The organism is Neorhizobium sp. T7_12 (genome assembly GCF_002968535.1).
GTDB lineage: Bacteria > Pseudomonadota > Alphaproteobacteria > Rhizobiales > Rhizobiaceae > Neorhizobium > Neorhizobium tomejilense.
In genome coordinates, this window is record NZ_PVBK01000015.1 from 1 (window position 1) to 12,949 (window position 12,949).

Annotated in this window: 16 protein-coding genes and 1 tRNA gene; 6 read left to right on the forward strand and 11 right to left on the reverse strand. The window is 60.1% G+C overall.

Annotated elements, in window-relative coordinates:
* Positions 1–486 precede the first annotated feature (486 nt).
* The gene (locus C5J26_RS24370; protein WP_105404131.1) at positions 487–1,050 is read left to right on the forward strand and encodes a recombinase family protein; all 564 of its coding nucleotides are present in this window, start codon (positions 487–489) and stop codon (positions 1,048–1,050) included.
* Positions 1,051–1,085: 35 nt separating this feature from the next.
* Here the strand turns inward: C5J26_RS24370 and C5J26_RS24375 are convergent, their stop codons facing one another.
* The 5 genes from C5J26_RS24375 to C5J26_RS24400 form a co-directional block, all read right to left on the reverse strand.
* Positions 1,086–1,706, reverse strand: a complete 621-nt coding sequence (locus tag C5J26_RS24375) for a hypothetical protein (RefSeq protein WP_105404132.1) — start codon at positions 1,704–1,706, stop codon at positions 1,086–1,088.
* A 101-nt stretch (positions 1,707–1,807) separates the two neighbouring features.
* Complete coding sequence (locus C5J26_RS24380) at positions 1,808–2,269, reverse strand: hypothetical protein (RefSeq protein WP_206051218.1); 462 nt, start codon at positions 2,267–2,269, stop codon at positions 1,808–1,810.
* 197 nt (positions 2,270–2,466) lie between these two features.
* A complete protein-coding gene (locus tag C5J26_RS24385) occupies positions 2,467–3,765 on the reverse strand; it encodes a virulence-associated E family protein (RefSeq protein WP_245441262.1) in 1,299 nt (432 codons plus the stop codon).
* 183 nt (positions 3,766–3,948) lie between these two features.
* Positions 3,949–4,335, reverse strand: coding sequence for a hypothetical protein (locus tag C5J26_RS24395; RefSeq protein ID WP_105404134.1), 387 nt, complete (start codon positions 4,333–4,335; stop codon positions 3,949–3,951).
* Between the two features lies 1 nt (position 4,336).
* A complete protein-coding gene (locus C5J26_RS24400; protein WP_105404135.1) occupies positions 4,337–4,621 on the reverse strand; it encodes a hypothetical protein in 285 nt (94 codons plus the stop codon).
* Positions 4,622–5,143: 522 nt separating this feature from the next.
* Here C5J26_RS24400 and C5J26_RS24410 point away from each other — a divergent pair.
* The gene (locus C5J26_RS24410) at positions 5,144–5,635 is read left to right on the forward strand and encodes a hypothetical protein (RefSeq protein WP_105404136.1); all 492 of its coding nucleotides are present in this window, start codon (positions 5,144–5,146) and stop codon (positions 5,633–5,635) included.
* Between the two features lie 252 nt (positions 5,636–5,887).
* A tRNA-Thr gene (locus C5J26_RS24415) sits at positions 5,888–5,963 on the forward strand.
* Between the two features lie 64 nt (positions 5,964–6,027).
* Here C5J26_RS24415 and C5J26_RS24420 read toward each other — a convergent pair.
* Entirely contained in the window at positions 6,028–6,282 is a 255-nt protein-coding gene (locus C5J26_RS24420) for a DUF6074 family protein (RefSeq protein WP_105404137.1), read from the reverse strand.
* A gap of 363 nt (positions 6,283–6,645) precedes the next feature.
* Between C5J26_RS24420 and C5J26_RS24425 the strand changes: the two genes are divergently transcribed.
* A complete protein-coding gene (locus C5J26_RS24425) occupies positions 6,646–7,419 on the forward strand; it encodes a siderophore-interacting protein (protein ID WP_105404138.1) in 774 nt (257 codons plus the stop codon).
* A gap of 63 nt (positions 7,420–7,482) precedes the next feature.
* On the opposite strand, the gene C5J26_RS24430 is transcribed toward C5J26_RS24425, so the two are convergent.
* The 5 genes from C5J26_RS24430 to C5J26_RS24450 all read right to left on the reverse strand — a co-directional run bounded on the left by C5J26_RS24430 (position 7,483) and on the right by C5J26_RS24450 (position 10,984).
* Positions 7,483–7,824 (reverse strand): YciI family protein, encoded by a 342-nt coding sequence (locus C5J26_RS24430; protein ID WP_245441263.1) that lies wholly within the window; start codon positions 7,822–7,824, stop codon positions 7,483–7,485.
* A complete protein-coding gene (locus C5J26_RS24435; protein ID WP_105404140.1) occupies positions 7,814–8,656 on the reverse strand; it encodes a class III extradiol dioxygenase family protein in 843 nt (280 codons plus the stop codon). The genes C5J26_RS24430 and C5J26_RS24435 overlap by 11 nt, the downstream gene beginning before the upstream one ends.
* Positions 8,649–9,002 carry an extradiol ring-cleavage dioxygenase gene (locus C5J26_RS24440; RefSeq protein WP_105404141.1) on the reverse strand — a complete coding sequence of 118 codons (354 nt, stop codon included), beginning with the start codon at positions 9,000–9,002 and terminating at the stop codon, positions 8,649–8,651. Before C5J26_RS24440 ends, C5J26_RS24435 begins: the two co-directional genes overlap by 8 nt.
* Positions 8,999–9,706, reverse strand: coding sequence for an alpha/beta fold hydrolase (locus C5J26_RS24445; RefSeq protein ID WP_105404142.1), 708 nt, complete (start codon positions 9,704–9,706; stop codon positions 8,999–9,001). Before C5J26_RS24445 ends, C5J26_RS24440 begins: the two co-directional genes overlap by 4 nt.
* Positions 9,707–9,952: 246 nt before the next feature.
* Positions 9,953–10,984: a uroporphyrinogen decarboxylase family protein gene (locus tag C5J26_RS24450; RefSeq protein WP_105404143.1), complete on the reverse strand. Its 1,032-nt coding sequence runs from the start codon at positions 10,982–10,984 to the stop codon at positions 9,953–9,955.
* A 163-nt stretch (positions 10,985–11,147) separates the two neighbouring features.
* Here C5J26_RS24450 and C5J26_RS24455 point away from each other — a divergent pair, with 163 nt between their 5' ends.
* Together C5J26_RS24455 and C5J26_RS24460 are read left to right on the forward strand one after the other, a co-directional pair.
* Positions 11,148–11,852, forward strand: coding sequence for a ribonuclease activity regulator RraA (locus C5J26_RS24455; protein WP_105404144.1), 705 nt, complete (start codon positions 11,148–11,150; stop codon positions 11,850–11,852).
* A complete protein-coding gene (locus C5J26_RS24460) occupies positions 11,852–12,778 on the forward strand; it encodes a dihydrodipicolinate synthase family protein (protein ID WP_105404145.1) in 927 nt (308 codons plus the stop codon). Before C5J26_RS24455 ends, C5J26_RS24460 begins: the two co-directional genes overlap by 1 nt.
* The last annotated feature ends 171 nt before the right edge of the window (positions 12,779–12,949 follow it).

A 12,949-nucleotide genomic window follows, 5' to 3' on the forward strand; every position in this document is an offset into this window, starting at 1 on the left:
TCGAACCCCCACCCCCGCCGAGCGACGATCAAAGGGGGGTGGGGTCTGGATCACAACGCACTGGCCGCGACTCCCTCGCGGGGAGCGAGTCCTGATGTCAGGCAAACGTCGCGGAGGTGGGTATGGTTGGTATCGATTTGGAACAGGCCATACTCCACCTCACTTCGATCTTCCCATTTGAGTGAAAGCCATATCGATGTATTGGCCGGGGCGTGGACGTATCCAATCATTGGACGGGGCAAAACCCATCCGTACCCCGCATCACGTCACCGGCCCAACGTCGTGCCGTATTGCCGCCATCCAACGCCCGTTCCCCGACCCGTCATCACCGGACGCGCCCGCCATATCCCGCTCCAGTATCACAGGGCAAGCCCCTGCGATCCTGCGCGAAATGCTCCCACTGAGTATCACATGAATGGCGATTGACATTTTGAGACTACAGTATCACTGTATCTTTAACTTCAATGAGCCAAGAGCGCTTCCGTTATGTCGCAACTTGTTGGGTACGCCCGCACCTCCACCACTGATCAAAAGGCCGGACTTGAGGCACAGCTTCGGGATCTCCAAGCCGCTGGATGCACCAAACTTTTCCATGAAGAACTTTCCGCGCTCGCAACCAAACGCCCCGAGCTTGATCGGATGCTAGAATACGTTCGCGAGGGTGATACGCTGATCGTCACTAAGCCCGACCGCTTAGCCCGCTCAACCTCTGACCTTCTTGCCGTTGCGCAGCGGCTCGAAAAGGACGGCGTGACGCTGCGCATACTTTCAATGAATGTCGATACGGCCACCCCAACAGGCAAGCTGATGTTGACGATCCTCGGGGGCATCGCGGCGTTCGAGCGGGAACTGATGCTAGAACGGCAGCGGGAGGGAATTGCGAAAGCGAAGGCCGAGGGGAAGTACAAGGGGCGCGCGCCCACAGCGAGGGCCAAGGCGACAGAAGTGAAGCGGCTTAAGGCCGAAGGGATGACGGGCGACGCTATTGCCGATAAGCTCGGAATCGGTCGGGCGAGTGTATTTCGGATTTTGCGAGATGCGGTTCAATAGAAGATGGCCTTCGCCTTGGCTGATCTTTAGAACCGTTACGCTCTATAGCTCACGTAATCTTTGCCCTCGGCGAGAGGCAAGTTTTTGTTCTTCATGAGAAACTCGTCTTTGATTTCCCATATTGCGGGATGAACCACAAACGTGCCATTCGAGTAGAAGCCGTCTTCAACGGCGGACTTGCGAACAATCTTTTTTCCCAGAAGGTCATCAAACCAAACGTTAGTGCCCCATGACGTAAAACGTCGGTCTGGCTTCTGGAGAATGTATTTCAACACTCGCTTCAGATTGGTGTCTTCTATCGCCCACATGTTGCCGATAACCACCTCAGCGATCTTCTCTTCGTGTAGCTGCACTGCGAGTGCCGCATCCTCACGTTGCCTCCGCCCGTAAGCCGCTGCGGCTCGATCACTCGCTCTCCCTTTGAGGTACTCAACGCCGATCCGGCCCAAATCAACTGCCGTGATCACGATTCCTGTTAACGCCATAATTGGCCAAGTTTTGTCCGCGAATAGGTCGGGGGAGGCGTCGTCGCTGGTGAAGTAGTTAAGCGCGGTAACCGATGACCCTACCCCAGTGTAGATCAATCCAGCCTGGACGTTAAATAGGCGGATCGCTTGCAGGTAGTTCGTAAGCCACTCAAAGCCCGGGACCGGCATTCCAACGACTCTCCAAATTTGAGTCGTATTATCGCGCGCGTCACCATGAATACTATCGCTAAGTTTGCAGCTTGATCTCACTTCCACCAAAACTTCGTGGATTATTGCTGCGCCCGCCGAATACGTGCTGCCTCGAGCCTTTCTGCAATCCTCTCTTCTTCTACCAGTATCCTAGAGAAATTGCCCAAGTCATCCGTCCAATCCTCTTGTGGCGGCCAGCGATCACTGCGAAGTAATTCTACTCTACGTTTAGCGATGGCCATCCGCCGCCCCAGCGCGAGCGACTTCGCCGTATCTACGGCCCTGGACGTTCCCGGCACCACCCGCTTCGCTTCCACTTTGCGTATTAACTCAAGCGCCTTCAGCTTCAGCGCCACCGGCTGATCCGCATCGCGCGCCACTCCCATCAGGTACGCATGCGTGAGCGCGAACACTTCCGCTGGCGCTTCGTATTCAATGATCGCTCGAGCCGCGTCGAGGCATCTCGCCTCCTCGACCTCGTGGGAGGTCATGATGTCCAAAAGTGCGCCCAGGGCGGGGGAGATGATCGTGGGTTCAGCCATGTGGTTCTTCCGATTGCGGTTTGTTACCGTAACGGGGATCGATTTTCGGTCCAACGGTAACGGAAATTTCCTTTATTTTTCAACGTTTGTTACCTTAGTTACCGTAGTTACCCATCTTTTTCCAAAATAGCCCGGAAAGGGCGTATCGGCCAATTCCATATATTTTGAACGGTAACAACGGTAACGGTAACACGCGATCACGGAGCCATATCCACCTGCCGCGCATACCCCTTCACCAGCGCGCCATCGATGCGCATCGCCTTTGGGCCGGTCCAGCCAAGCCGCCGCATACAATCCGCCAGCCTCGTCATGTCCCGCCGGGGAACAGCCTTCGGCTCCATCTTCAGCACCTTCTCGAAAATGGTCAGCGCCGTAATCCGCAACTCACCGTCAAAGGCTTTCGCCACCTCGGGGAGCGCCGCTTCCAGCAAATCATCCCAGATGTCACCCGCCACCCGCTCTGCTTGCCGTCTCGCGGCCTCACCCCAAAGCGCCTCGGGAATGGTGATGGGATCGGAGGCCGACGGCTCCGCTTCAGCCGCCTCAGCCCAAAGCTGATCACGCACCGCTCGCAGCCCATCCTGATCTACTCGCCCAACCTCGACCGGCCAAAAGCGCCGCCCTCCAGTCGGATCGCGCAGATATTGCGCATCGTTCGTCGTGCCGATCAGAATTCCCCGACGTGGCAGGTCTACCACCGAGCGTGCGAACGCAGGTCTGCCCCGGTCATGAGTTTTCGAGATGAACTGCTTCAATCTGCCGACCTGAGTGTTGGAGAGGCCTACCAGTTCCGGCAATTCCACAATCCATTTCCCCTGCAGCAATTCCTGCTGCTCCTTGTAAGGCACATCCGTGGCGATCTCGTCGGAGAAGAACTCTTCCCCTCCCGCCAGCACCTTCAATGCGCTCGACTTCCCGCCTCCTTGCGGCCCTTCGAGCACCATGACGCCGTCGAACTTGCAGCATGGCTGGCGAACGCGCCTTACCGCTCCTGTAAGCACGGCGCGGCCAATCGCACTCGTCAGCGGATCATCCGGTGCACCGAGATAATCCCGCAGCCAGGTGTCAAGCCTCGGCACTCCATCCCACCGCAGCCCATCGAGATACTCGCGCACGGGATCGAAGGCGTTTTCCAAAGCAACTAGCTCAATCGCATCTCGCGTATGCCTTGGTTCGGGGTCGAACCCGAATCTCTCAATGACCAGTTTGCGAACAACCAGTTCGATTTTTTCAGATGTCTCGCCAAGCTCCTTCGGCCATCCCTCGGTAATGACGCGCTGCCGGAAAGTGTCGAGCCGGAAGACAATCCCGAGCTTTTGTATCGCCAACTTCGCATTTGCGAGCGACGGGGCATATCCTTTGGGATTGCTATCACGGCTGAACTCCACCGGGTCCTCCGCTCCGGCCCGCACAACCGCAGTCCCTTGCTTGCGTAGCAACTGCGACTGCCATTTCTGAAAGTCCGCTACGCTCCCGCTTATCGCTTCTTCGGCCACGTCAGCATCCTTTCTTCCCGTAGGAGCAGTAGTTCACACGCATCACAAACCGCCCGACGGGCGGCTGCCCGCGAGCATGCTCCCTCGTCAATGAGGTCGATGGCTTCGAATAGGCGCTCCATCACCCGGTCAAAATCCGGCACCGGCGCTGCGGCTCGGCGGCGACCGGCTATGTTCACAACCTCACCCATTCCGGCCTCCCCAATATCGAAGAGGCACACCCCGCCGCTCCAACTCCGCCTGCGCCAGCGCGGCCACTTTCCCCACCGACTCGGGCACCGGCATTCCCATCACCCGCAGCGCCTCGACCGAAGCAACAGCGCGCTCGACCAAGGGCAGGGTTTCAATGTGCGCAATCCAAAGCTCGGCATAGATTTGGACGAACAGCCGAAAATACTTTCCCGACCCCGGCCATTCAGCCGCACTGAGCACGGAGAATACCTCAAGCACGTCGAGCACCGCCTCTGGCGTGTCGGCCCGCCGCATGGGGACGAGCACCTGTCGATTTACGTCTTCATCCTCCAAGCCGAGCCGAAGAGAGAGGAGGATTTCTTGGGAGCCGTTGCGCATCTCACTCCCCCTGCTTCCCACGACCGAACGGGCCTTCGTAAGTCGACTGGGCATAGGTCTCGAGCCGCTTGATTTCAGAGGATGTAATCGGGGACTTGTTGGCGAGGTAGTGGGCGGTGATCTCCCGGTGACCGGAAAGACCTCGCGCGGCGATCAGCGATTCCGCTTCCCTGTGCTCCTCGGGGAAGCGCCGCGCCACGTAATCCCAGTTGGACTGGGCCTTCTTCAGTTCCTCATCCGTGAAGTTAGCACGAGTCGAGGCGGCGAATTTCTTGTAGCTGTTCATGCTCTTGCTCCTTGGCGGACGCGCCGCATTTTATGGGAATGTCTGTTAAGCCGTGGCCTGCCGAGCGGCCTCGCACTGGGCAACGGATGTTCCGTAGGGAGAGGTTCGACGCTCCGCCCAATCGAGTAGGTCGCCCCACCGGTAAAGCGGCTTGTTACCGAACCGCCTGAACCTCGGACCTCCACCTCGGCATGCCATTGTTGCGAGCGTAGCCAGTGAAACGGGGTATCCGGCAGCGGTGAGACGCTGGGCAGCCTCAGATCGCCGCAAGAGAGTCTCTGACTCGATTTTAGATTGCATTTCAGTCATGATATGGCTCCGATTGTTGGTGGAATGGCATCGCCAACACAACAAACGTCGCTCTTTATCCCATTGACGTCAAACGATTATTTTGATTTATATTGTGGTGGCGCTGGGGTCGCCTAGGGATTTTCCTCATCGGAAATACAATCTGAGCGCGACTTGATGACAATTAGCCCACGTATTATCCTACAACAGTGACTGCCTTCGGATGGGGTGAGAATGCTGGATGTTTTCCAAGGCCTAGGCGCACTGGCCGGTGTGGCCAGCGTGATCTTTGTTGTTTGGGAGAAGTGGTTTCGCTTCTATCCCTCTGCCTTTTTGATTGCTCGGCCCCTTATAGAAGGAGGCGCAGCGAAAAGTCCCTACCTTCGAGTGGAAAATCGAAGTGATCGGCCAATCTTGCTAAGTTGGGAGGACGGACCGCCCTACACAGGTTTTCGGGTCGGCCTGGATCAGTCGACCCGTGCACTGATCAGGTCGCTAATCGCGAACCAAACGTCAACTGCACTTGAGGGACTGGCCACTAGGGAGTTTCCGCTCTATCGGCCCGAGGGCTTTGACGACCTCGCTCTGGACGCGGCAATCGAGGTGGAATTCACATGGCGCTTTGCTCAGCCCATCTTTTATAAACGCGACCGCCGAATATGTCTGCAAATCGACAAGCGCTCGGTGCTTATTCTTACCGACACCGAAGATGGCGATCTGCTGTGAGAGATAGAGCGGAAGCAGGTTATCTCGTCGTCGCTACTTTCACCCGCCTTAACCGCTCGGCTGACACTCCTCGAGTTTTCAGCCATACCGGTACGAAACGGATCAAGCCATACCAAACTGCAAAGAGGCTGGCTTCCGTCACACCATGGTCACATCGAATTGGTGATTGGACTTGCTATACGGCGGTCGCCAAATTAGATAGCTTCTCGTAAAAGCATGAAACGCAATGAAAAAATACCGGCCGCTGCCCGTGCCGCTTTAGCTCAGGTGGTAGAGCACATCATTCGTAATGATGGGGTCGCAGGTTCGAGTCCTGCAAGCGGCACCAGTTATCTTCCAATTCTTCCGTAGCGCCTGCGTTGCCGATATCTCGGCCAGAAGGTCGGCGGGCGTCAACCTGCCACAAGGCTCGTTTCGTCGTTGAGGCAATCGTTTTGGAGCTGCATCTGGACGGCGTGCATGAACAGGCCGGCCTGGCGGGAGATTTCCTCGTCTGCCACACCCTGGGCTCTGAGAACTGCCGCAAAACTGGCCATTTCCGATCTCCAGAAACGGTTCGCTTGTTCGCCGTGAAGCCGCAGAAGCGCTTCGGCGCAACGTTTTACGTCAGCGGTGCGCCGATCGGCGGGGAATTGCAGCAGCGTCATGCCATCTCCATATTGTCGGGCGAATCGCCCAGGGATTGCAGCACATTGGCCGCCAGTCCTTCACAAAGGCTGAACGATCGGAGGTATCTGGTGCAGGGAAGGTGGATGTCGAGACCAGCGCTGCGAAGACGATGACCTCGAAGACAGCTGTTTGCAGTTTTCTAACTGGCAAAATTGCCGGAATTGACGCTCGCCAACCCTTGCCGTCGGGGCTTTGCCCGCCTACCTAAAGCTCACACTGCGATTGCCGTAAGGCTTCGCACGTAAGCGTTAACGTCACTCAACGCGCTGATCGACCGGGCATTGCCGGTTTCGGTCTGCGCGGCTGTGTCCGGCAGGTCGATATCCCGTGAAAGGATTTAGATGAACGACCTTACGACCCAGGACCAGACCTCCTCCGCCCCCAAGATCGAGCGCATTCGTCACGAACTTAAGCGTCGCGTGCTGACGGTCGAAACCGTCGAACGTATCACGCCGCAGATGCTGCGCGTCACGCTCAGCGGCGAGGATCTTTCGGATTTCGTCAGCGCTGCGCCGGACGACCACGTCAAGATTTTCCTGCCGACCGATGCCGGCGAACCGGAGCGCCGTGACTATACGCCCCGGCGGTATGATCAGAACGCCAGGTCGCTGGTGCTCGATTTCGCCGTCCATGATGCCGGTCCCGCCACGCGATGGGCGCTGGATGCCGTGCCGGGCAGCGCGTTGTCGATCGGCGGCCCGCGAGGCTCGGCCGTCATCTCCGGCGTGAAGCGCTGGCTGCTTATCGGCGACGAGACCGGACTTCCGGCGATGGGCCGCCGTATCGAAGAGGCCGGCGAAGACGCCGTGATCACCAGTATCGGGCTGGTCGCCGGGCCTGAAGAGGAACAGGTCTTCGAGACGCAGGCGTCGCTCAAGACACTCTGGGTCCATCGCCCCCTTTCCCGCGCCACGGATGCCTCCGGGCTGATCTCCGTACTCGATACGATCGCGCTTGAGCCCGAGACCTTCGTCTGGGTCGCCGCCGAAGCCTCGGTCGCCCGTGCTGTTCGAGCCTATCTGGTCGAGAAGCGCGGATATCCGCTCGCCTGGATCAAGGCCGCCGGATATTGGGCCGAGGGCAAGGCGGATGCCCATGAGACGATCGGGGACTGAACGACATGACGAAAAGCCCGCCATCCTGGCCGGATGGCGGGCTTTTTATTGGCCGAAATGGGATCAGCCGTACTTGCGCGGGGTCATCGGATCGCAGATCCGAGTCGCCTGGAACGTGTCCGGCAGCTGCGTCAGCTCGATCGCCGAAACGATCCCGGCACGATTGAAGGGATCGCCTTGCGCAAAAGCCTGCGCCTCTTCCAGGCTCGCGGCCTCCAGGATGCCGAAATTGCCGAGCGCCGAACCGCCCTCGTCGACAAGGGCCGAGCCGATCAGGACCGCAGCAAGGCCCTCTCCGCCCGACTGGACCCAGGCCCGGTGCGACGGGCGGTGGGTATCGCGGGCGGCATCCTGCCCTTCATGGTGCAGGCAGCGCATCAGGAAAAACATCGGTTCAGGCCGCATTTTCCAGCACGACCATGCCGGCGCCGGTCATCGATGCCGGGGCGTGGTAGTGCTTGTGGATGAGGTTGACGTCGCTGTTCATCGCGGCGCGCATGACCAGCCACATGATCAGCTCGGCGCCTTCGGAGCCGAATTGTTCGACGTAGTCTTCGCGGGTCATGGCGCGATAGGGTTCCGGATTGCTGGCGATGCCGTCCAGCCAGGCGCGATCGGCCGCCTGGTTGATGAAGCCGGCACGGGCGCCCTGCAACTGATGCGACAGGCCACCGGTGCCGAGAATGACGACGCGCTCGTCGCCCGGCCAGCTTTCGATCGCTTCGCGCAGGACCTTGCCCATTTCCCAGCAGCGCTGTGGGGTCGGGATCGGATACTGGATGGTATTGACCCAGATCGGCAGGACCTTCACCGGCCAGGCTTCCGGCCGGCCGAAAAACAGTTCCATCGGCACCTGCAGGCCGTGATCCACCTCGATCTCGCGGCAGACCATCGGGTCGAAATGACGCTCGACCAGCTTGTCGACGAAATGCCAGGAGAAATCGACTGCCCCTTCGAATGCCGGAATGGCGCGCGGTCCCCAGCCTTCATCAACCGGATTGTAGGTCTCGGCGACGCCGACGGCGAAGGTCGGCACGCGGTCGAGGAAGAAGGTATTGCCATGATCGTTGAAGACGACGACGGCGATGTCGGGCTTGGCGTCCCGCATCCACTGCTTGCCGACTTCGTAACCATCGAAGAACGGCTTCCAGTCCGGCGTGTCGCGCAGCCCCTTGTCGAGTGCAGCACCAATCGAGGGAACGTGGCTCGTTCCAAGCCCACCAATGATCTTAGCCATTGCGCTTTTTTCCCAGCCTCAGATGCAGGAAGTCTTCGTGTTCCATGCTGGCCTGGGCCGCACCGATCCTGGTGATCGGGGTCGGATCGATCGCGGAAATCTTCAGGATGAAGAAGAGATTGCCGCCGAGGCGCACCATCTCGTGCCAGTCGCGGGCCATGACCGCCGACTTTTCGTGGGCGCTCAGGCCGAAACTGTCGAGATAGGCCTCTTCGTCAGCCTTGAAGGCTGCGCGGTTGGCGGGCTGGCCAAGCGCCATCGCCATCTTGTTGATCCGGTAGCCGCGGATCGAGCCTGCCCGGTCGAAGAGCGGGGTATCCGGTATCGTAGCTGCTGCTTCACTCATTGGGATTCTCCAAATCTGCGCGCCAGCCATTCGGTGATGGCGGCGGTGGTTTCCATGGGTCGCTCGATGGGAGCGAAGTGCCCGGCATTTTCGATGATGACGAGTTCGGCATCCGGCGCTGCGTCGGCGATTTCCTGGTGCTGGGCGATCGGGCTCCAGCCATCCTGGCGAGCGGCGACAAGCAGGATGGGGCAACGAAGATCGGTGATATAGGCGCTGGCGTCCGGGCGGCCGATAAGGGCGCGGATTTGGCGCTCATGAACCTGCGAGCCTGCCCTGAGGACCATGGCGTGGAGGCGTCCGATCAGGTCCTTGTCACCCACGCGGGCCGGATCGAGCATCGGCGGCAGCCATTGCTGCGCCAGGTCCTCGATGCTGCGGTTGCCGAGATCGATCATCTGCTGACGCTTGATTTCCTCGCCTTCGCGCTTGGGATGATGCCCGGTGTTGGCCAGCACGAGACCGCGAACCCGGTCCGGCGCCATGCGCGCCATTTCCAGGGCGACACGGCCACCCATCGAGTGGCCGACGGCAACGATATCGCCATCCGTCTCATCGAGAAGCGTTCGAGCCATACCGGTGATCGATGTGCCGTCGGAGAGATCGGCGTGATGAACTGGCATGGCGCCAGACGCCGCTTCGGCCAAGGGCGCCCAGACGATGGCGTCCGATACAAGCCCGGGTATGAGAACAAGGGTCGTCATGATCTTCCTATCGGACCAGCCTGTGTGGGGCAGATCGCCCAACCGCCAGCCGAAAATCCTCTGGCGCAATGTATATATCGATTTTATTTGGGATACAATAGACCGGATTATAAGCCAGCAATGGTCATAATTTACATATTTGGGATACATATTCCCGAATCGCGTGTGCTCAGGCGCCAAGACCGCAAAACAAAAGGGCGATTGCCGTGGCAATCGCCCCTATTATCCAAGCACTCAACTGGAAGATCAGGCAGCCTCGCCGAGTTCCCGGCGCATGATCTTGGCGCCCTCGACCATCGCCTTCATCTTGCCGAAGGCTACCTCACGGGGCAGGTATTTCATCCCGCAATCGGGCGCGACGATGATGTTCTTCGCCTCGACATAAGGCAGCGCCCGGCGGATGCGGTTGGCGACCGTTTCCGGAGTCTCGATATTCATGTCCGACAGGTCGATGACGCCGAGCATCAGCGTCTTGCCGGAAAGGTCGGTCAGCGTCGAGCAATCGAGGTTCGACTGCGCGGTTTCGAGCGACACCTGATGGCAGGAGCAGCCCGAAAGCTGGGTCAGGAAGGAATAGCCTGACGGCCGCTCATGGATGATGGCCGCATAACCGAAGCAGATATGCACGGCCGTCGTGCCCTTGACGCCGTCGAGCGCGCGGTTGAGCGCCGCGAGGCCATACTGTTCCGCCTTCTGCGGGCGGGCCTGCATGTAGGGCTCATCGATCTGCACCACGTCGGCCCCGGCGGCGAAGAGATCGCGGATCTCGGCGTTCACCGCGTCGGCATAGTCGTAGGCGGCTTCTTCCTCCGACTTGTAGAAATCGTTCTGGGCCTGTTGCGACATGGTGAAGGGGCCGGGAACGGTGATCTTGATCTTGCGGTCCGTGTGGCTGCGCAGGAATTTCACGTCCTCGGCCTCGACCGCATGTTTGCGGCGGATCTTGCCGGTAATGCGCGGAACGGGGTTCGGATGGCCGGAACGATCGAGCGCCGAGCCCGGATTGTCGAGATCGACGCCTTCGAGCGCGGTCGCAAAGCGGTTCGAATAGCTCTCGCGGCGGATTTCGCCATCGGTGATGATGTCGAGGCCGGCTTCCTCCTGAGCCTTGATCGCCATGATCGTCGCGTCGTTCTGCGCTTCGGCGAGGTATTCCTGGGGGATGCGCCACAGTTCCCTGGCGCGGACACGGGGCGGAAAACGGCCCGCAAGCTTGGCGCGGTCGATCAGCCATTCCGGCTGCGGATAACTGCCGACGAGTGTCGTTGGAAAAAGCACTGTCTCATCCTCCCATGTGTCAGTGTTGAAAGACGTTATACCTCGACAGACGGCGGTCGTGTCAATGACGACGGAGGCGTTAGTTCCTTGACGAACGAGAAGTCGCGACCGAATATCGCCCGCCGCCTGCGAAGGCGGCATTCAAAATTCCCAAGGAGAATTCATGCCGCTGGACCCCAAGATCATCGAGACGCTGAAGGGCGTCTCCACCGCCACGCTGACCACGGTGCTTTTGAAAAAGGGCCTGCGCAACGTCTGGATGCGCGGCACCAAGCCGCTGAGGCCGGGCCAGGGCCGCGTGGTGGGGCCGGCCTTCACGCTGCGTTTCGTGCCCGCCCGCGAGGATCTGGCGACGCCGGAAAGCTGGGCTTCGCCGATCTCCACCCGCGCGGCGATCGAGGCCATGCCGGAAGGCTGCGTGGCGGTGGCTGACGCGCTCGGCGTCACAGATGCCGGCATTTTCGGCGATATTCTCTGCTCCCGGATGGCGAAGCGCGGCGTGGCAGGGCTTGTGACCGACGGCGTGATGCGTGATGCCGAAGGCGTGCTCGGCAGCGGCATGAAGGTCTGGTGCGACGGCATCGCTGCTCCACCTTCCGTCGCCGGCCTCACCTTCGTTGGCTGGCAGGAGCCGATCTCCTGCGGCGGCGTTGCCGTTTTTCCGGATGATATCGTCGTCGTGGACGATGACGGCGCGGTGCTGATCCCGGCCAAGCTGCTCGACGCGGTCGTCGCCGAGGCACCGGAACAGGAACGCATGGAAGGCTGGATCATGACCGAGGTCGACCGCGGCGTGCCGCTGCCCGGCCTCTATCCGATGAACGCCGAAACGAAAGCCCGCTACCAGGCCTGGAAGGACGCCCAATAATGACCTTCGGGATCGAGACCAAAGGCGTCTACGCCATCGCCACCACGCCATTCTTCGAAGACGGATCGATCGATTTTGCCTCGATCGACCGGCTGACGGATTTTTATGAAGAGAGCGGCTGCACCGGCATCACCATTCTCGGGATCATGGGCGAAGCGCCGAAGATGGAGCCGGACGAAAGCCGGGCGATCATCAAACGCGTCGTCTCTCGCGCCAAAGTGCCGATCATCGTCGGCGTCTCGGCGCCAGGCTTTGCAGGCATGCGTTCGCTGGCACGCGATGCGATGGACATGGGTGCGGCCGGCGTGATGATTGCGCCGACCCCGGCACTGCGCACCGACGACCAGATCGTCAACTATTTCGCCGGCGCCGTCGAAGCGGTCGGCGACGACGTACCGTGGGTGCTGCAGGATTATCCGCTGACGCTGACCGTCGTCATGTCGCCGGGCGTGATCGCCAGGATCATTACCAATCACCCGTCCTGCCTGATGCTGAAGCACGAGGACTGGCCGGGGCTGGAAAAGGTGTCGAGGCTGCGCGCCATGCAGAAGGCAGGCGAACTGCGTCCCTTCTCGATCCTCTGCGGCAATGGCGGCATGTTCCTCGATTTCGAACCGGAACGCGGCGCCGACGGAGCGATGACCGGCTACGGTTTCCCCGACATGCTGACGGAACTGGTTGGCCTATTCGCCGCCGGCAAACGCGACGAGGCGCATGACCTGTTCGATGCGCATCTGCCATTGATCCGCTACGAGCAGCAGGCCGGCATCGGTCTGGCGATCCGCAAACACGTGCTGAAACGGCGCGGCGTCATCACCTCGGATGCGCAGCGCAAACCGGCGCAGATGCTTTCCCCGACCGCCAAGGCCGAAGTTGACTATCTGCTCACCCGTCTCGCCAAACACGACAGGCGCGCGGCGTTTTGAGAACCCCTCATTAGTGAAGCCGAGCAAGTGTCTCCCCCTCACCCCGCCTCCGCTTTGCTCGGCCGGACCTCTCCCCGAGGGGAGAGGATGAGCGGCGGCGCCTGCGCACCCAAACAACTGAGGCAAAGAGGTCCGGAGACGGCGCGGCATATCTCTTCTCCCCGGCGGGGA